Below are 18,333 nucleotides of genomic sequence, written 5' to 3' on the forward strand. Positions count from 1 at the left end.
ATCAACTTTTACTTTTATAATAATTTATAAATCCATTTAACAACTTCATACTTACTTGAATTTGTGCTAGCACTTCTTCTAATGCTATGTTATTTATATATGACAGATCTTTTGATAGGAATAATTGAGTTTCTAGTTCATACAAAGAACCTCTAGCTATATATAAAAAATGTATCGTCTCTTTATCAGTTTGCCTACCACAACCTTCAGCAATATTAGACGGAATTGATATAGCACTTCTTCTTATTTGACTAGTTAACCCATATACTTCTTCTGCAGGAAAGTCTTTACTTAACGTATATACTTGACTAACTAACGCTCTAGATTTTATCCACACTTCTAAATCTGTATATTTTTTCATCTTGTTTATATTAAAACAAACAGCTAGCTACTTACAACAGACAACTGTATTTGTCTTGGTTTATATTTTTCTGCAACCTCAACTATTCCTTTAATATGTGCTGGAGTTGTTCCACAGCAACCTCCGATTATATTTATAATTCCGTCTTTTAAATATCCTTCAATCAATGCTTTCATTTCTTCTGGAGTTTGATCGTATTCTCCAAAAGCATTTGGTAAACCTGCATTTGGATACGCAGATGTGTAAAAATTCGTATTGTTTGATAATCTTTTTAAATAAGGTTGTAATTGTTCTGCTCCTAAAGCACAATTAAATCCTACACTTAACAATGGAATATGTGACATCGATATTAGAAATGCTTCTACTGTTTGTCCAGAAAGTGTTCTTCCACTTGCATCTGTAATTGTTCCAGAAACCATAATAGGTAACTCAATGTTTCTTTCTTCTTTTACTTCATCTATTGCAAAAAGCGCTGCTTTAGCATTTAAAGTATCAAAGATGGTTTCTACCAATACCATATCTACACCACCATCTACTAAACCTTCTACCTGTTCTTTGTATGCCTTTCTTAAATTGTCGAAAGTAATTGCTCGATATTCTGGCTTGTTTACATCTGGAGATAAACTTGCCGTTTTATTAGTTGGGCCTAAAGCACCAGCGACAAAACGAGGTTTATCTGGAGTTTTTGCTGTATATTCTTCTGCTGCGGCTTTTGCCAATTTTGCAGATTGATAATTTAACTGATATGCTAAATGTTCTAATTTATAATCTTCCATAGCTATAGAAGTTGCAGAAAATGTATTTGTTTCAATAATATCTGCTCCTACTGCTAAATACTTTCTATGAATTTCAGCTATGGCGTGAGGTTGAGTAATTGACAATAAATCGTTATTCCCTTTTAATGGTAAAGCATGATCTTTAAATTGTTCTCCTCTAAAATCTTCTTCTGTAAATTTATATTCTTGAATCATGGTTCCCATAGCACCATCTAACACAAGAATTCTCTTTGCTATTTCTGAATGAATCGTACTCATTACACTATATTTCTTTACTTGTAAATCTCTTTTTTAAATTGTCTTGGTTTGTATTGCGCTGCAACTTCTGCTATTCGCTTTATGTATGCCGGAGTTGTACCACAGCAACCACCTATAATATTTACTACTCCGTCTTTAAAATACGGTTCTAATAAATCTCTCATTTCCTCTGGAGTTTGATCGTATTCTCCGAATGCATTTGGTAAACCTGCATTTGGATATGCAGAGGTGTAAAAGTTAGTTTTATCTGATAATCTCTTTAAATAAGGAAGTAATTGTTCTGCTCCTAAAGCACAATTGAATCCAATACTTAATAATGGAATATGAGACATTGAAATTAAAAACGCTTCTACTGTTTGTCCCGATAAAGTTCTACCACTTGCATCTGTAATTGTTCCAGAAATCATGATCGGAATTTGTGTTTTACGTTCTTCTCGTACTTCATCTATTGCAAATAATGCCGCTTTTGCATTTAAAGTATCAAATATGGTTTCAACTAATAAAATATCTGCTCCACCATCTAATAAAGCTTCAGCTTGTTCTTTATATGCTTTTCTTAATTGATCGTATGTAATTGCTCTATATTCTGGTCTATTCACATCTGGTGATAAACTAGCAGTACGATTAGTTGGACCCATAGCTCCAGCTACAAAACGAGGTTTATCTGGAGTTTTAGCTGTATACTCATCAGCGACTTCTCTAGCTAGTTTAGCCGACTCGTAATTTATTTCATATGTAATTTCTTCAAGATCGTAATCTTCCATGGCTATTGTAGTTCCTGAAAACGTATTTGTTCCTAAAATATCAGCTCCTACATCTAAATATTTTCTATGAATTTCTTTTATCGCATGAGATTGTGTTAGCGATAACAAGTCGTTATTACCTTTTAAAAGTATATGATGATCTTTGAATCTTTCGCCTCTATAATCTTCTTCAGTGAATTTATATTCCTGAATCATAGTTCCCATCGCACCGTCGAGTACAAGGATTCGTTTTTCTATTTCTGAGTAAATGTTGTGTGACATTCCTGATATTTATTTGGTAAGTTATCAGGAAAAGAAGAAGTATTCTTTGGGTTATCTCTCCACAATATTTTAAATATTGAAGTAGAATTTAGCACCTTCTTTGTTTACACAAAGGGTTGCTAAGGCTTCAAAGGGTCTATTCCCTCCACCTTTCTTAATAACTATAAAATGTTTATGAACTGAATTACAAATTTATTAGTTTATTTTTTACTATACAAAGAATTAGTTTTAAAAAACTACAACGTAATAGCTTAAAAAGCCTTTTCAAAAAATGAAAAGGCTTTTTATTTATAAATTTTCGACGACAATCGAACTAAAATTCTCTATACAAAAATGTCTGATGACAAGTAACGATCTCCTCGATCACAGATAATTGCAACTATAATTCCTTCGTCTAATGTTTCTGCTAATTTTAATGCTGAAGCTACAGCTCCACCACTACTCATTCCTGAGAAAATTCCTTCTTCACGAGCTAAACGAATAGTCATCGCTTTTGCTTCTTCCTGATTTACCTCTAATATTTTATCAATTTTTTCTCTTTTAAAAATTGCTGGTAAATATTCTTCTGGCCATTTACGAATTCCTGGAATACGAACTCCTTCTTTAGGTTGTACACCAACTATAGTAATATCTTTATTTTTTTCTTTCAAATAATCTGAAACTCCTGTAATTGTTCCTGTAGTTCCCATAGCAGAAACAAAATGAGTTATTTCACCATCGGTATCTCTCCAGATCTCTGGTCCGGTTGTGCTGTAATGTGCTTTTGGGTTATCTAAATTATCAAACTGATTTAATCTAAAATATCCTTTCTTGTATTTTAATTCTAGAGCATGGTCAATAGCACCTTCCATACCAATTTCAGATGGTGTTAAGATTACTTCTGCTCCATAAGCTCGCATTGTTTTCACACGTTCTATAGTCGCATGTTCTGGCATTACTAACACCATATTTAATCCTAAAACTTTTGCCATTAATGCAAGTGCAATTCCTGTATTTCCACTTGTTGCTTCTACTAAAGTATCTCCTTTTTTAATATTATTCTTTTTCAAAGCTTCAGAAATCATGTAATACGCTGCTCTGTCTTTTACACTTCCTCCTGGGTTATGTCCTTCTAACTTTAAAAATAAACGGACATTTTTTTTATTTATAATATTTGTAGCTTCTACTAAAGGTGTATTTCCTACAAAATCTGTAATATTCTTTGCGTTCATATACTAGTTGTAAATACTATTTTGTGATTTATAAATCACAGTTGAATTTGGCTCTATAGACTTTGTGATGCAAACATTTGCTCCGATTACCGTATTAGCTCCTACTACAATATTTCCTAAAATTGTAGCATTTGCATAAATGGTAACATTACTTTCTATCGTTGGATGTCTTTTCACTTCGGCTAATTCTTTTTTTACTTGAATTCCACCTAAAGTTACTCCTTGATAAATACTAACATTATTCTCGATAATTGTAGTTTCACCAATTACGACTCCTGTTGCGTGATCGATAAAGAAAGCTTCTCCAATTGTTGCTCCTGGATGAATATCTACACCGGTTAAACTGTGCGCATATTCACTCATCATTCGAGGTAAAATTGGTACATTAATTTTATACAACTCATGACTTAAACGATATATCGCTATGGCGTGAAAACCTGGATACGCTAAATATACTTCACCTAAACTTTTACAAGCTGGATCTGTATTTTCAAAAGCTTTTGCATCTAAATCTAATTTCTTTCGGATATCGCAGAATGATGTTTGATAGTACATCCAAATTTCATCATACTTTTCGATTGACAATCCTTTTAAGATTTTTACAAACTTACCTTTTAAATGATTTGCCTTTTCTTGACAAACGTCTTCAAACAATGCATAAAATAATTGTTTTGTAAAGTATTCTACATCGTCTTTTAGTGATAAGTTGTAATTACTGAATTGCATTTTAATTTTTTATATAAATATAATTAACTTTCTGGAGCTAACTCTACTACTAAACCTTCTAAATCTGGTGTCATTTGTATTTGACAACCTAATCTACTATTATCTTCAACATCAAAAGCTTCTGCTAACATTGCATCTTCATCATCAGACATTTCTGGAAGCTCATGGTTAGACGTAACATAACATTGACAAGAAGCACACATGGCCATTCCTCCACAGATTCCTATGGTTCCCTCTGGAGCTAACTCGTATGAACGAACAACTTCCATTAAGTTCATTGCCATATCTGTCGGAGCAACTACATCATGAATTACACCTTCTCTGTCTTTTATTTTTATATTGATATCCATTTCTTTCAGTATTAAGAAACTAGTATTAAGCCCTGAGTACTTTGGACTTTAGACTTAATACTCAGTGCTAATTGATAGCTTTTACTACTGCTTTCGGCGCCTCTTTTTTAGTTCCGTCGAAACCTTCTACTCCTCCTACAGTTGTATATTTCATGACATACTTTTTATCTGGAAAGATTCTTTTGTATGCACTCTGACACATTAAGGTAGCTTCATGGAAACCACATAAAATTAATTTTAATTTCCCTGGATACGTATTCACATCTCCAATGGCATAAATCCCAGGAATGTTTGTTTGATAATCTAAAGAATTGTCGACTTTAATAGCATTCTTTTCAATTTCTAATCCCCAATTTCCAATCGGCCCAAGTTTTGGAGCTAATCCGAATAAAGGAATGAAATGATCTGTATCAATTATAAATGGTTCTTTATCTTTTTGCTCTACAACAACACCAGTAACTTTATCGTCTCCAAGAATTCCTTTTACCTCAGCAGGAGTAATTAAATTAATCTTTCCTAAGTTCTTTAATTCTTGAACTTTTTCTACTGAATCTAAGGCTCCTCTAAATTCATTTCTTCTATGAATTAATGTTACTGATTTTGCAACATCTGTTAAGAAAATAGACCAATCTAAAGCGGAATCTCCACCACCTGCAATTACAACATCTTTATCACGATATAATTCAGGTTCTTTAATCATGTATTCAACTCCGTTATCTTCGAACTGAGCTAAATTATCAATCTTAGGTTTTCTTGGTTCAAAACTTCCTAAACCTCCAGCAATTGCAACTACTGGTGCTTTATGCTTTGTTCCTTTATTTGTTGTAACGATAAATGTTCCATCGTCTTGTTTATCGATTGTTTCTGCACGTTCTCCTAAAGTAAAACCTGGCTGAAACTGTTTTCCTTGCTCTAATAACTTCTCAGTTAAATCTCCTGCTAAAATTTCAGGATAAGCTGGTATATCGTAAATTGGTTTTTTCGGATAAATCTCTGAACATTGTCCACCTGGCTGTGCTAATGCATCTATTAAATGACAACGTAATTTTAATAATCCTGCCTCAAAAACTGTAAATAAACCTGTTGGTCCTGCTCCTATTATTAATATATCTGTTTCTATCATTTTTCTATCTTTTCTACTAAACCTTTAGTAAACTCGTTTAATGTTTCTACTTTTTGTTCAAAATTTCCTTTAATTGTTTTTCTATACTCGTTCAAATTTTGCACGAGGTCATCTATTTTATCTGGAATTACTTCCTCAAAAAATTGTCGTAATCTTTTTGCTGTTGTAGGTGATTTTCCATTGGTTGAAATTGCAATTTTTACATTTCCTTTGGTAACTACACCTCCCATATAAAAATCACAATATGGTGGATTGTCGGCTACATTTACCAACTTACTTTGCGCTCTACAGTCTTTGTAAACCTCAACATTTATTTCAGGAATATCTGTTGTTGCTATCACAATATGTTTTCCATCTAAATACGAAGTTTTATACACATCATTAATTAGCGTAACATCACCTTTTTCTGCTAAAGCTTTTGTTCCTTCTCTAAACATTGGAGAAACAATCGTAATTTTTGCATCTGGACTTGATTTTAGCAGAAACGTAAGTTTTTCTTCTGCAACAAAACCTCCACCTACAACTAACACCTGTAAATTCTTAACCTTAAGAAATACAGGATATAAATTATTTCTTTCTTCAACCATTTGTAACTTCTTTTACTCCTACTTCATTTTGAATATTTGCTAAGATTTCTCTATGTCTTACTACTTCTCCAATAACTATAATTGCAGGATTACTTAGTCGTTTTTCTTCAACTACTGCTGTTATAGTATTTACAGTTCCCACTCCAACTTTTTCTTGTGGTGTTGTTCCTTCTTGAATAATTGCTACAGGCACGTCTCCTTTTCCTTCTTGTTCAAACAAACTTGTGATTTGAGAAAGTTTCCCCATTCCCATTAATATCACAACTGTTGCATTTGATTTTGCTGCTAACGCAACATCTTCAGAAAGTTTATGCTGCTTTGTAGTTCCTGTAATTACCCAGAAACTTTCTGCGCTACCTCTTTTTGTTAATGGTACATTTTGATACGCTGGAACTGCTATTGATGATGAAATTCCTGGAACCATTGCCACTTCTAATCCGTGTTGCGCTGCATATTCCATTTCCTCAGAACCTCTTCCGAAGATAAAAGGATCTCCACCTTTTAAACGAACCACGTGTCCGTGTGATTTTCCTCTGGCAACAATTAACTCATTGATTTGTTCTTGTTGATATCGGTAACAACCGCGACGTTTTCCTACAAAAATTAACTCAGCATTCGGATTCACGTGATCTAACAATTCTGCATTTACTAAAGCGTCATATAATACAACATCTGCTCTTTGTAATGCTTTAATTGCTTTTAATGTGATTAATTCAGGATCTCCAGGTCCTGCTCCTACTATAGTTAATTTTGGAATTACGTTCATCGTGTTTATTTTACTTCAACTTCTAACTTTCTGTACGCATCTACCTTTTGATAAAAACTCTTTGCCTTATTCGCATATGCTTTAGCGAACTCTTCAGTTGGCTCATGTTTATTGATTTCGTAAACTAATTCTTCAAAAGAACCTTCTAAAACGATTCTATTTGTTTCAACAAATACTTTATCAAAATTCGTTATGATTGCTGCTTGAGTATTTGTTTTCACTTTAGATCCTTCTGCTGTTAATAATGCTTTTGCAGTATTCACAATTGATGCATATGCATGGTAAATACTATCAGACCATTTTTGCTCTTGAATTGCTACTTCTGCATTCACTATTTTTTCTTCGCTTTCGAATAAAAGTGTTGCCACTAAATCTATAACCACACCGGCGCACTCTCCTACACCAATGGCTTTTACATATTTTTTATCGTGTCCCCAATCCACAAAGTCATTCTCTGTTAAATCGTCGGTACTTGACAAATGCTTCAGAATATCATAAAAGTAAGTTTTTCCTTTCCTATCATAATAATCTAAAAAGGTTTCTTGATTATTTTTATGATTTTCGAAATCATTTAACAGTATTTTTAAAGATTCCGGACCGCGCTTACTTGGAACTTTAATTACTTTATCAGAAAATCGTCCAGCTCCATTTCCTAAAACACCTCCACCTAATAAAATTTGTAATGCAGGTGCAACTAAATTTCCTGACTTAATTGACATTCCTTGAAAACCAATGTGTGCCATATTATGCTGACCACAAGCATTCATACAACCACTAATTTTGATTGTAATGTCTTTATTATTTACATATTGCGGATATTCTTTTCTTAGCACACGTTCTAGTTCTACTGAAATACCTGTACTACTCGCTATACCTAAATTACAAGTATCTGTTCCAGGACAAGCAGTGATATCTAATAAACTATCGTACCCAGCTTCTGCAAAACCAAGTTTATTTAATTCTGTGTAGAAGAATGGTAAAAAAGCTGCTCTTACATGACGAATTAAAATATTCTGACGTAATGTAAATCGTAACTCGTTTGCTCCGTATTTCTTAATTAAATCAGCTAGCTTTCTAGCTTTATCAGTATAAAAATCACCTAAATGTACTTTTATCCCAATAGCAAATAAACCATCTTGTTTCTGTGGAATTACATTCGTAGATTTCCATAAATCATATGCTTCTTGATCTTCAATAGTTACTGAAGGAACTTCTGATGTTTCAAAAACAATTTCATTTTCAAACTCAGTCGTGTCAATAGGATAAGATTGATATGCTAAAGCTCTTTTTTCTTTATCTACTAAATTTAAAAATCCATCTAAACCTAAATCTTTAACTAAGAATTTCAAACGTGCTTTTGCTCTTTTAGCTCTTTCTCCGTAACGATCGAAAACCCTTAAAACACCTTCTATAGTTGGAATTAATAGATCTGTTGCTAAGAAATCATACATTACATCTGCATGTCTTGGCTGAGAACCTAGTCCACCTGCTAACACAACTTTAAATCCGCGAATTTCTTGATCTCCGATCTTTTTAGTTTTAGCAATAAAACCTAAATCATGAATAAAACTTAACGCAGTATCGTCATCAGTCGCAGAAAAAGACATTTTAAATTTTCTTCCCATTTCTTGACATACAGGATTTCTTAAGAAAAATTGAAATGTTGCGTGTGCATATGGAGTTACATCAAAAGGTTCTTTAGGATCTATTCCTGCAGTTTCTGATGCTGTTACATTTCTTACTGCGTTTCCACAAGCTTCTCTTAATGTAATATCATCTTTCTCTAATTGAGACCAAAGCTCAGGTGTTCTATCTAAACTTACATAGTGAATCTGAATATCTTGTCTAGTAGTAATGTGTAATCTTCCTCTAGAATATTCATCAGACACATCAGAAATACGATGCAATTGTTCGCTAGTTACTTTTCCGTACGGTATTTTTATACGTACCATTTGAACTCCTAACTGTCTTTGCCCATATACACCACGAGCTAGACGTAGACTTCTAAAACGTTCTTCATCTACCTTTCCTTCTTTAAAAAGTCTAATTTTTCTTTCTAATTCCAAGATGTCTTTTTCAACAACTGGATTTTCTATTTCGCTTCTAAAACTTTGCATGGTAATAGGGTTTAATTATGCAAAAATTGCTGCTTGTTTAATAATTCTTCTTCGGTTTCTACATGATTCTCATCAGGAACACAACAATCAACAGGACAAACTGCTGCACATTGTGGCTCTTCGTGAAACCCTTTACATTCTGTACATTTATCTGGTACAATGAAATAATATTCATCAGATATTGCTTCTTGATCATCTTCAGCATTCAGCTTAATTCCATTCAATAATTCAATATCTCCTTCTAAAGAAGTTCCTTGACCGTAATTCCAGTCTTCGGCTCCTTCGTAAATCGCTGTATTCGGGCACTCTGGCTCACAGGCACCACAATTGATACATTCGTCTGTTATAATAATTGCCATTTCCTGTTTTTTTTAATTGATGAAACCTACACCCGAAGTATTATTTGTTTTCGGATTGATTAAGATAAAAGCTCCATTCGCTTTGTTTTCTTTATAACTATCCACAAATAACGGTTTGCTTACTTTCAGGCTAACTTTCCCTATTTCATTCAGGGAAAGTTTTGAAGGGTTTTCATCTTCGCCTGAAAAGTCAGTATTAATAATTGCATCTAGACTTGTAATCTTAGCTTGAGCATCGTTTACTCCATGCTTGATATAATATTTTTCTGAAGCTTGTAATGGCGTGCTATCCATCCAACAAATTGTAGCTTCTAATTGTTTTACAACTTTAGGTTCTTGACCCGTTTTCACTAACATGTCACCTCTACTCACATTCACATTATCTTCTAATGTAATGCTTACAGAACTTCCACTTTTAGCTTGTTCGAATTCTTGATCGAAAAATTGAATACTTTTTACTTTAGATTTTGTTTCAGAAGGCAATACGGTAACTTCATCTCCAACTGCTAAATCTCCTCCGTATAATTTCCCAGCGTAACCTCTATAATCGTGATATTCATCTGTTTTAGGACGGATTACTGTTTGTACAGGGAAACGCACTTTAAATTCAGATTCTTGTTCCTCTTCTACATGTAAACCTTCTAAATATTCTAACAAACTTTTACCTGTATACCATGGAATATTATTTGACGCAGTAACTACATTATCTCCATGTAAAGCTGAAACTGGTACAAAAGTTAAATTTTGATCTTGATAATCACTTTTCTGAGCTAAATATTCTATCTCTCCTTTAATCTGATTGAATTTCTCTTCAGAATAATCTACCAAGTCCATTTTATTCACTGCGATAACAACTTCTTTCACTCTAAGTAAATTATTGATAAAGAAGTGACGATATGTTTGTTCGACCACTCCATTTCTAGCATCTACTAAAATTATAGACGCTTGAGAATTTGACGCTCCAGTAACCATATTTCTTGTATACTCAATGTGTCCAGGACTATCTGCCACAATAAAACTAGTTCTTGGTGTAGAAAAATAAATATGTGCTACATCGATTGTAATTCCTTGCTCTCTCTCAGCTACCAAACCGTCTGTTGCCAATGAAAAATCTAAATAATCAAATCCTCTTTGTTTACTTTTATCTTCAATAGCTTGAAGTTTATCTTCAGTCAATGAATTCGTATCGTATAAAATTCGTCCTATTAACGTGCTCTTTCCATCATCTACACTTCCTGCTGTTGCTATCTTTAGTACGTTCATTTTTTTTAAATATTAGAGTTTAAGACTGTAAAAGCTTTTTAAAATAATCCCTAAACTATAAACCTTATTACAGTCCTTAACTCTTGTTTAATGCTATAATTCTTTAAAAATATCCTTGTTGCTTTCTTTTTTCCATTGCTGCCTCAGAACGCTTATCATCTATTCTTGCGCCACGTTCAGAAATTTTGGATTCTCTGATCTCGGCAACTACAGATGCGATATCTACAGCATCTGATAAAACTGCTGCAGTACAACTCATATCTCCTACAGTTCTAAAACGAACCATTCTTTGCTCTACTTTCTCATCTTCATCTCGATATACAACTCCATCATTTGCAGACCAAATCAATCCATCTCTTAAGAAAGTTTCACGCTGATGTGCAAAGTATATGGAAGGAATTTCAATAGCTTCCTTTTGGATATACGACCATACATCTAACTCCGTCCAATTTGAAATAGGAAACACACGAACATTTTGACCTAAATCGATTCTTCCATTTAACATATCAAACAATTCTGGCCTTTGATTTTTTTCATCCCACTGACCGAAATCATCACGAACTGAAAAAATTCTCTCTTTTGCTCTTGCTTTCTCTTCATCTCTTCTTGCACCACCGATACATGCATCGAATCCGAATTCTTCAATTGCGTCTAATAAAGTTTCAGTCTGTAAAATATTTCTACTCGCATACTTTCCAGTTTCTTCTTTTACTTTACCAGCATCTATATTATCTTGAACATTACGAACGATTAACTCAACTCCTAATTCTTCAACTAACCGATCACGAAACTCAATAGTTTCAGGAAAATTATGTCCTGTATCGATATGCATTAAAGGGAATGGAATTTTTGCTGGGTAAAAAGCTTTTTGAGCTAATCTTACCAGGGTAATACTATCTTTTCCTCCAGAAAATAACAACACAGGCTTTTCAAACTGAGCTGCTACTTCTCTTATGATATAAATTGCTTCACTCTCTAATGCTCCTACTCTAATTACATCCGTATTCATAATCATGTTTTTTAAATATGTAAACCACATTCTCTATTACTCTCTACCTTAGTTGGATCGAAATACTTAAATTCATTAGGTAAATCAAACTTAGCTAAATATTGATCTAAATCTTCATCTGAAAAATTGTAAAAAGGACTCACTTTCAGTATTCCATCTTTACTTACAGAAACAATATCAATACTATCTCTGAAAGCAGTTTGTCCTTTTCTCAAATTTGTAAACCAAACATCTGGTTGGTGTTCGTTCATTGCTCTTTTGAAAGGTTCTAACTTTACTTGCTCTGTAAAAACAGCATGATTCGGATCATCTACACTTGGCAAACCTAAAACAACATTTCTATGCGCAACAGTTTGCTTTGGCACATATAATTTTACATCTAAACTTAATTTTTCTATAAGTTCTTCTGCATGTTTATACGTTTGAGGTGTATTATAACCTGTATCGCACCACACTACTGGAATATCTTTTTGTTCAGTTACCACTAAATGTAAAATTGCGCTTTCATATGGTCTAAAATTAGTTGTAACTACTGGTTTTTTAGCTACCGATAAAGCCCAACTTACAATCTCTTGAGGAGATTTTCCTTTTAATTCTTTATTTATTTCTTCTATATTCATTTTCTACCCCATTTGATGCTATTCCAAACTCTTTCATGAAAAAAATACAACAGCATTTTAGTTACTAATTCAATTCCTCCGATTGATAATGCCGTATCTACTTCTCCTGTAATTAACCAAGAAATTACGATTGTATCTATAGTACCGACTGCTCTCCAACTAATTGATTTTATAATACTTCGTATTGGTTTTTCGGAGTATCTATCTTCCTTGAAATTCGATTTATCTTCTATTACTTGTTCAATTATCATTCTCAAAACACATTTACCCTATCGGAATAGTAGGTTTATAAAACAAATATACATATGATTCCTAAATATCAAAGTAAAAATCAAAAAATTAACACTATTGTAATATTTGTTTAACTAAACTAAATCAGCAAGTGTAGTATTTCGCAGCACATGTAAAGTATTATCTCGTACTTGAATCATTAATTTGTGTACTGCACATGCTTGTTCATCTGGACAATCATCGCATTTTTCATAAAAATTCAAGCTTACACACGGTACCATTGCAATTGGACCTTCAAGAGTTCGGATTACTTCTGTCATTTTAACCTCAGATGGTTCTTTAATCATGTAATAACCTCCACCCTTTCCTTTTTTGGCTCCTAAAACACCTGCTTTTCTTAAGGTAAGTAATATACTTTCTAAAAATTTATGAGAGATATTTTCACTTTCAGATATTGTTGCAATCTGAACCTTTTCTCCTTTTTCTTGCTTCGCAATAAAAGTTAAAGCCTTAATCCCATATTTTGTTTTCTTAGAAAGCATACTACAAATATATACTTTCTTATAGATTTTTACACTTCTAACGCTTGTTTTAGATCTTCAATAACATCATCTACAAATTCTAATCCTATCGAGCTACGTACTAATCCATCTGTAATGCCAACTTCTAGTCGATCTTCTTCGCTTAATTTACTGTGAGTTGTAGAAGCAGGATGCGTTACAATTGTTCTTGAATCTCCTAAATTTGCTGATAAAGAACATAATTTAATTTTATTTAAAAACTTTCTTCCAGCTTCGATTCCTCCTTTAATTTCAAAAGCTACAATATTACCTCCCAATTTCATCTGCTTTTTTGCTACTTCATATTGAGGATGCGATGGTAAAAAAGGATATTTCACAAAATTTACCGCTGGATGTGCTTCTAAAAATTGAGCTACTTTTAATGCATTCTGACAATGTTTATCTACTCGAACAGCTAAGGTTTCTAGACTTTTAGATAAAACCCAAGCATTAAATGGTGACATCGCCGGACCAGTATTTCTAGAAAATAGGTAGATTTCTTTAATCAATTCTGCTTTTCCTACTGTCACTCCACCTAAAACTCTACCTTGTCCGTCAATCAATTTTGTCGCTGAATGAATTACTAAATCTGCTCCGAATTTTATTGGATTTTGTAAATATGGTGTTGCGAAACAATTGTCTATCACCAATAACAAATTATTTTTTTTAGCAATTTGAGATAAAGCCTCTAAATCCAAAATATCTACTGCTGGATTTGTAGGTGATTCTGCATATAAAATTTTAGTATTCGGTTGGATTAAACTTTCAACTTTATCTAATTCATTAACTTTAAAATAACTAGTTTCTATATTCCATTTTGGTAAATACTTCGTAAATAAACTGTGTGTTGAACCAAAAACAGAACGTGAAGAAACGATATGATCTCCAGCACTTAATAATGCTGCAAATGTTGAAAACACAGCGCCCATTCCTGTAGCAAATGCATAACCTGCTTCTGCTCCTTCCATTGCAACTATTTTATCTACAAACTCTGTAGTATTTGGATTAGAAAATCTACTGTATAGATTTCTCGGTTTCTCTTCAGCAAAAGATGCTCGCATATCTTCTGCATCATCAAAAACAAAACTCGATGTTAAATATAATGGTGTAGAATGTTCTGAAAACTGTGAACGTTCTGTCTGAATCCTTACGGCCTGTGTTTCAAAATTCTTACTCATATCTCTTCGTTATTCAAAATAATTTTATAGTTAATTTTAGCTGTTTGCTCTATAATCTTAGCTACAGAACAATATTTTTCTACTGCTAAACTTGTTGCCTTTTTTACTTTTGCACTACTTACGGTTCCATTAAAACTATACGTAATGGTGATATCTTGAAAAATTGCTGGTATTTCATCTTCTTTACGAGTAGCGTCTATTGAAACATTATAATCGAAATCGTAAACCTTTTGTTTGTTTAGAATTTTTACGACATCGATACTACTGCAACTTGCCAGACTTACTAACATTAATTCCATCGGACGAATAGCATTTACTGAAGTTTCATCTTGAGTTTGCCCCACTAATAATGAATAACCCGTTTGATTTTTTGCTTCAAATAATAGGTGTTTGTTATAATTTTTTAGTTGAATGTTCATTTGTTTTATTTTTTTGTTAATCGTAAAATATCTCCGAATACACCTCTTGCTGTAACTTCTGCTCCGGCTCCAGCTCCTTGAATAACTAGCGGTTGATCTCCATAAGATTCTGTGTAAATTTCAAATATGGCATCAGATCCTTTTAAGCTTCCAAGTGGTGTATCTTTAGCTACAGAAACTAGTTTTACGTCTAATTCTCCTTTATTTTGTTGTAAGTCTCCATGTAAATCTCCAATATATCTTAGTACATGATTTTCTTTTTGATCTGACTTTTCCGTAGTGTAATATGGATCTAACTTTGTTGTATTTGATAAGAAATCTTCAACACTTCCTGATCTCAATTCTTCTGGAATTAAATTCTGAATTTGAATATCTTCAAACTCATTTTCTAAATCTAATTCTCTAGCTAGGATTAAAAGTTTTCGGGCTACATCATTTCCGCATAAATCTTCTCTAGGATCTGGCTCTGTATATCCATTTTTAATAGCTTCGGATAACACTTCTGAAAATGAAGTTTCCTTTTCAGAAAATGTATTGAAAATAAAACTTAATGATCCTGAAAAAACTCCTCTAATTCTCGTAATATTTTCTCCAGAATCGTGTAATAATTTTATAGTATCGATTAATGGTAATCCTGCACCTACGTTGGTTTCGTAGAGATATGTTTTTTTATTTTCTTCTAAAACATCTCGTAATTCTTTATAAAAAGAATGCTCAACTGTATTGGCTATTTTGTTAGATGAAACTAAATCGAAACCTGCTTTTACTAAAGGAATATAATTGTGTACAAAATCTTTACTGGCGGTATTATCAACAGCGATTAAGTTTTCTAAATGATGTGCTTTTACAAAACGTATCACTTCTTCTATACTGTTACTTATATCGCTATTATCCAGATTGTCTTTCCAGTTTTCATCTATTCCGTTTTTACTTAACAATACATTTTTAGAATTGGCTACGGCAAAAATATTTAACTGGACTTTTCTTCTTTCTAAGATGTTTTTTGCACTTGCTAAAATTTGTTCAATTAAGGTTCCACCAACTAAACCTTTTCCGAAAATTGCAATGTTTATTTTTTTCGCTACTCCGAAAACCTGACCGTGAATTACATTAACCGCTTTGTGTAATTCTTCCTTTTTCACCACTAAACTCACATTCTTTCCAGAGATTGTATTATTGAATAATAATGGAACTATTTGGTTCTGAATTAAAGCATTGTATGGCAAATGGAATTCGCTAAGGTCTTGACCAATAATTGAAATGACAGCAACGTTATTTACTATTGTGATTTGATTAACATCTTTAGTAATTAAGTCTTGTGCAAATTCTTGTTCTAAAGCTTTAACTGCTAATTCTGATTTTTCTTTATCAACCACCAATCCAATTCCTCTTTCTGAAGAACCTTGAGAAATAATACTAACACTTATTCCATGATTTCCTAAAGATTTAAAAATACGTGCATCTACTCCGATTTTACCTAACAAACCTCTTCCTTCAAAATTTAGTAAAGCTACATTTTCTAATACTGAAATTGATTTGATTCCTTTAGTCTTACTTTTTGAAGTAATTAAAGTTCCAGCATCCTTAGGGTTAAAAGTGTTTAAAATTCTAAGATTTATATTCTTTTCTATTAACGGAATAATTGTTTTTGCATGTAAAATATTCGCTCCGAAATTTGCTAATTCATTCGCTTCAGAAAATGAAAGTTCTTCAATCTTTTTAGCTTCACTAACCAAATCTGGATTTGCAGTAAAAATCCCATCTACATGTGTATAATTCTGTAATTCTTCTGCATCTAAATAATTTGCCAATAAAGATGCTGTATAATTACTTCCGTTTCTACCTAGAGTAGTTGTTTCATTCTTTAAATTTGAAGCGATATAACCAGAAACAATATTAACTGTACTTCCGTTATGCTCTTTAAAATGATTTACAACATTCTCTTTAGAAAGTGTATCTATAGGTTGTGCATTTCCAAAACTTTCATCAGTTTTTAGTAAAACTCTAGCATCTGTTGCATGAGCTGGAATTCCTCTTTGCTGTAATAATTCTGTTACTGTTTTTATCGAAATTAACTCACCTTGAGCTAAAACCTCATCTTTTGTTTTATTACTATAGTCACCCAATAAGCTTACTCCTTCAAATAACTTTTCTAGTTTTTGAAACTCATTAGAAAAATCTAATAATGGTGTAATTTTAGTTTGCTCATATTTAAAAGCTTCTAATTGCTCTTGATAAGTTTCACTTTTTGAGGCACGTTCTAAAATTGATTCTAATTCGTTTGTAGCATTTCCTCTTGCTGAAACTACAACTGTAATATGCTCTCCTTTATTTATTTTATTTTCTATAATATTGATGACATTATCAATTCCTTGATTTGATAAGGATTTCCCACCAAATTTTAAAACTTTCATCTTTTTAGCTTTTGGATTTTCTTTAAAAATTGATCCGAATATTTTTTCTAGTTGTTCATATTCAATTAAAAATGCATCGTGTCCGTGCACAGAATTAATTTCATTGTACGTTACATTAGGATGTTTTTGTGCTAGTTTTTTATGCGTTTCTCTATTTTCTTCCGCAGTAAAAAACAAATCAGAATCTACTCCAATAATGTGAATATTGGCTTTAATGTTTTCTAAAATATCTTCTGTGTTTTCTCCTTGAGTTACATCAATCGTTTTTAGCAACTGATTCATTAATTTATATGAAGCCAATTGGTAACGCTCTTGTAATTTTTTCCCGTGATGTAACAACCAACTTTCTACATTGAAAATTTGTAAACTCTCGTTTTTACTTCTCTGGAATCGTTGTTTAAATGATGCTGGAGTTCTGTAACATAACATCGCATGAATTCTAGCATCGTGGACTGGATTTTTAGAATTGGTTAAAAACAATTCTTGAATTTGACAGTTGGCAATTAACCAATCTGTAGATTTCCAATCTGTTGCTATAGGAATTAAATGCTCTGTGATTTCTGGCTCTAATACTGCCATTTCCCAAGCAATTCCGCCTCCTAAAGAACCTCCGATTAAAGCAAAAAGTTTTTCAACATTCAACTCTTTTAAACCTTGAATAAAGATTTGAGCGACATCTCTTGCTATAAAACTTTTGTACTCATCAATTAAAAAATCATCGTAGCCATTACCTGGAATATTGAAACATAAAACAGTGTACTTGTTAGTATCAATGATTTTATGTTCACCAATTATGTCTTTCCACCAACCGTCTTCTCCCGCGACATTACTATTCCCTGTTAACGCATGATTAACTAAGATCACTGGTGCTTCATGAAGTGGTTGTCCGAAAAGCTGGTAAGACAAACGTATTGGGATTGTCTTACCACTTTCTGTTATATAACTAGGTAAATTAATATGGCCTAATGTGTGCATTGTAC

19 protein-coding genes and 1 riboswitch are annotated in these 18,333 nt (G+C 32.6%); all 19 genes read right to left on the bottom strand.

The features are described from left to right. Position 1: 1 nt before the first annotated feature. The gene (locus AQ1685_RS17185; RefSeq protein WP_095074174.1) at positions 2-361 is read right to left on the bottom strand and encodes a four helix bundle protein; all 360 of its coding nucleotides are present in this window, start codon (positions 359-361) and stop codon (positions 2-4) included. A gap of 23 nt (positions 362-384) precedes the next feature. Then, positions 385-1,395: a homocysteine S-methyltransferase family protein gene (locus AQ1685_RS17190; protein WP_095074176.1), complete on the bottom strand. Its 1,011-nt coding sequence runs from the start codon at positions 1,393-1,395 to the stop codon at positions 385-387. A gap of 14 nt (positions 1,396-1,409) precedes the next feature. Continuing rightward, positions 1,410-2,420 carry a homocysteine S-methyltransferase family protein gene (locus AQ1685_RS17195; protein WP_095074178.1) on the bottom strand — a complete coding sequence of 337 codons (1,011 nt, stop codon included), beginning with the start codon at positions 2,418-2,420 and terminating at the stop codon, positions 1,410-1,412. Between the two features lie 48 nt (positions 2,421-2,468). Beyond that, positions 2,469-2,584, bottom strand: a riboswitch (SAM riboswitch). 159 nt (positions 2,585-2,743) lie between these two features. Further along, positions 2,744-3,631, bottom strand: a complete 888-nt coding sequence (gene cysM / locus AQ1685_RS17200) for a cysteine synthase CysM (protein WP_095074180.1) — start codon at positions 3,629-3,631, stop codon at positions 2,744-2,746. 3 nt (positions 3,632-3,634) lie between these two features. Further along, positions 3,635-4,357, bottom strand: a complete 723-nt coding sequence (gene epsC / locus AQ1685_RS17205; protein WP_095074181.1) for a serine O-acetyltransferase EpsC — start codon at positions 4,355-4,357, stop codon at positions 3,635-3,637. Positions 4,358-4,380: 23 nt separating this feature from the next. Further along, positions 4,381-4,707, bottom strand: a complete 327-nt coding sequence (locus tag AQ1685_RS17210; protein WP_095074182.1) for a 2Fe-2S iron-sulfur cluster-binding protein — start codon at positions 4,705-4,707, stop codon at positions 4,381-4,383. A gap of 67 nt (positions 4,708-4,774) precedes the next feature. Then, positions 4,775-5,830 (bottom strand): NAD(P)/FAD-dependent oxidoreductase, encoded by a 1,056-nt coding sequence (locus AQ1685_RS17215; RefSeq protein WP_095074184.1) that lies wholly within the window; start codon positions 5,828-5,830, stop codon positions 4,775-4,777. Then, on the bottom strand, positions 5,827-6,417 hold the full coding sequence (locus AQ1685_RS17220; RefSeq protein ID WP_095074185.1) for a precorrin-2 dehydrogenase/sirohydrochlorin ferrochelatase family protein: 591 nt from the start codon (positions 6,415-6,417) through the stop codon (positions 5,827-5,829). The genes AQ1685_RS17215 and AQ1685_RS17220 overlap by 4 nt, the downstream gene beginning before the upstream one ends. Then, the gene (cobA, locus tag AQ1685_RS17225) at positions 6,410-7,183 is read right to left on the bottom strand and encodes a uroporphyrinogen-III C-methyltransferase (RefSeq protein ID WP_095074187.1); all 774 of its coding nucleotides are present in this window, start codon (positions 7,181-7,183) and stop codon (positions 6,410-6,412) included. Before cobA ends, AQ1685_RS17220 begins: the two co-directional genes overlap by 8 nt. Before the next feature lie 5 nt (positions 7,184-7,188). Further along, the gene (locus tag AQ1685_RS17230) at positions 7,189-9,300 is read right to left on the bottom strand and encodes a nitrite/sulfite reductase (protein WP_095074189.1); all 2,112 of its coding nucleotides are present in this window, start codon (positions 9,298-9,300) and stop codon (positions 7,189-7,191) included. 11 nt (positions 9,301-9,311) lie between these two features. After that, positions 9,312-9,659 carry a 4Fe-4S dicluster domain-containing protein gene (locus tag AQ1685_RS17235; RefSeq protein WP_095074191.1) on the bottom strand — a complete coding sequence of 116 codons (348 nt, stop codon included), beginning with the start codon at positions 9,657-9,659 and terminating at the stop codon, positions 9,312-9,314. Between the two features lie 12 nt (positions 9,660-9,671). Then, positions 9,672-10,922 carry a sulfate adenylyltransferase subunit 1 gene (locus AQ1685_RS17240; protein WP_095074193.1) on the bottom strand — a complete coding sequence of 417 codons (1,251 nt, stop codon included), beginning with the start codon at positions 10,920-10,922 and terminating at the stop codon, positions 9,672-9,674. Positions 10,923-11,025: 103 nt separating this feature from the next. Then, a complete protein-coding gene (gene cysD / locus AQ1685_RS17245) occupies positions 11,026-11,961 on the bottom strand; it encodes a sulfate adenylyltransferase subunit CysD (protein ID WP_095074195.1) in 936 nt (311 codons plus the stop codon). Further along, positions 11,943-12,551, bottom strand: a complete 609-nt coding sequence (locus tag AQ1685_RS17250; RefSeq protein WP_095074197.1) for a phosphoadenosine phosphosulfate reductase domain-containing protein — start codon at positions 12,549-12,551, stop codon at positions 11,943-11,945. The genes cysD and AQ1685_RS17250 overlap by 19 nt, the downstream gene beginning before the upstream one ends. Further along, the gene (locus AQ1685_RS17255; protein WP_095074199.1) at positions 12,548-12,802 is read right to left on the bottom strand and encodes a DUF2061 domain-containing protein; all 255 of its coding nucleotides are present in this window, start codon (positions 12,800-12,802) and stop codon (positions 12,548-12,550) included. Before AQ1685_RS17255 ends, AQ1685_RS17250 begins: the two co-directional genes overlap by 4 nt. A 114-nt stretch (positions 12,803-12,916) precedes the next feature. Then, complete coding sequence (locus AQ1685_RS17260; protein ID WP_095074201.1) at positions 12,917-13,324, bottom strand: RrF2 family transcriptional regulator; 408 nt, start codon at positions 13,322-13,324, stop codon at positions 12,917-12,919. A 29-nt stretch (positions 13,325-13,353) separates the two neighbouring features. Next, positions 13,354-14,520 carry an O-succinylhomoserine sulfhydrylase gene (locus AQ1685_RS17265; RefSeq protein WP_095074203.1) on the bottom strand — a complete coding sequence of 389 codons (1,167 nt, stop codon included), beginning with the start codon at positions 14,518-14,520 and terminating at the stop codon, positions 13,354-13,356. Further along, a complete protein-coding gene (locus AQ1685_RS17270) occupies positions 14,517-14,939 on the bottom strand; it encodes an OsmC family protein (protein ID WP_095074204.1) in 423 nt (140 codons plus the stop codon). The genes AQ1685_RS17265 and AQ1685_RS17270 overlap by 4 nt, the downstream gene beginning before the upstream one ends. A gap of 5 nt (positions 14,940-14,944) precedes the next feature. Further along, positions 14,945-18,328, bottom strand: coding sequence for a bifunctional aspartate kinase/homoserine dehydrogenase I (thrA, locus tag AQ1685_RS17275; RefSeq protein WP_095074206.1), 3,384 nt, complete (start codon positions 18,326-18,328; stop codon positions 14,945-14,947). Positions 18,329-18,333: the final 5 nt, after the last annotated feature.

This window comes from Tenacibaculum jejuense, assembly GCF_900198195.1.
Lineage (GTDB): Bacteria > Bacteroidota > Bacteroidia > Flavobacteriales > Flavobacteriaceae > Polaribacter > Polaribacter jejuensis.

What these genes read in the sequence shown, in the direction of transcription:
- epsC (WP_095074181.1), bottom strand. Translation starts at nt 4,357, where the DNA reads ATGCAATTCAGTAATTACAACTTATCACTAAAAGACGATGTAGAATAC.
- AQ1685_RS17230 (WP_095074189.1), bottom strand. Translation starts at nt 9,300, where the DNA reads ATGCAAAGTTTTAGAAGCGAAATAGAAAATCCAGTTGTTGAAAAAGAC.
- AQ1685_RS17250 (WP_095074197.1), bottom strand. Translation starts at nt 12,551, where the DNA reads ATGAATATAGAAGAAATAAATAAAGAATTAAAAGGAAAATCTCCTCAA.
- cysD (WP_095074195.1), bottom strand. Translation starts at nt 11,961, where the DNA reads ATGTGGTTTACATATTTAAAAAACATGATTATGAATACGGATGTAATT.
- AQ1685_RS17270 (WP_095074204.1), bottom strand. Translation starts at nt 14,939, where the DNA reads ATGAACATTCAACTAAAAAATTATAACAAACACCTATTATTTGAAGCA.
- AQ1685_RS17240 (WP_095074193.1), bottom strand. Translation starts at nt 10,922, where the DNA reads ATGAACGTACTAAAGATAGCAACAGCAGGAAGTGTAGATGATGGAAAG.
- AQ1685_RS17260 (WP_095074201.1), bottom strand. Translation starts at nt 13,324, where the DNA reads ATGCTTTCTAAGAAAACAAAATATGGGATTAAGGCTTTAACTTTTATT.
- thrA (WP_095074206.1), bottom strand. Translation starts at nt 18,328, where the DNA reads ATGCACACATTAGGCCATATTAATTTACCTAGTTATATAACAGAAAGT.
- cobA (WP_095074187.1), bottom strand. Translation starts at nt 7,183, where the DNA reads ATGAACGTAATTCCAAAATTAACTATAGTAGGAGCAGGACCTGGAGAT.
- AQ1685_RS17210 (WP_095074182.1), bottom strand. Translation starts at nt 4,707, where the DNA reads ATGGATATCAATATAAAAATAAAAGACAGAGAAGGTGTAATTCATGAT.
- AQ1685_RS17220 (WP_095074185.1), bottom strand. Translation starts at nt 6,417, where the DNA reads ATGGTTGAAGAAAGAAATAATTTATATCCTGTATTTCTTAAGGTTAAG.
- AQ1685_RS17255 (WP_095074199.1), bottom strand. Translation starts at nt 12,802, where the DNA reads ATGATAATTGAACAAGTAATAGAAGATAAATCGAATTTCAAGGAAGAT.
- AQ1685_RS17265 (WP_095074203.1), bottom strand. Translation starts at nt 14,520, where the DNA reads ATGAGTAAGAATTTTGAAACACAGGCCGTAAGGATTCAGACAGAACGT.
- AQ1685_RS17215 (WP_095074184.1), bottom strand. Translation starts at nt 5,830, where the DNA reads ATGATAGAAACAGATATATTAATAATAGGAGCAGGACCAACAGGTTTA.
- AQ1685_RS17195 (WP_095074178.1), bottom strand. Translation starts at nt 2,420, where the DNA reads ATGTCACACAACATTTACTCAGAAATAGAAAAACGAATCCTTGTACTC.
- AQ1685_RS17190 (WP_095074176.1), bottom strand. Translation starts at nt 1,395, where the DNA reads ATGAGTACGATTCATTCAGAAATAGCAAAGAGAATTCTTGTGTTAGAT.
- cysM (WP_095074180.1), bottom strand. Translation starts at nt 3,631, where the DNA reads ATGAACGCAAAGAATATTACAGATTTTGTAGGAAATACACCTTTAGTA.
- AQ1685_RS17185 (WP_095074174.1), bottom strand. Translation starts at nt 361, where the DNA reads ATGAAAAAATATACAGATTTAGAAGTGTGGATAAAATCTAGAGCGTTA.
- AQ1685_RS17235 (WP_095074191.1), bottom strand. Translation starts at nt 9,659, where the DNA reads ATGGCAATTATTATAACAGACGAATGTATCAATTGTGGTGCCTGTGAG.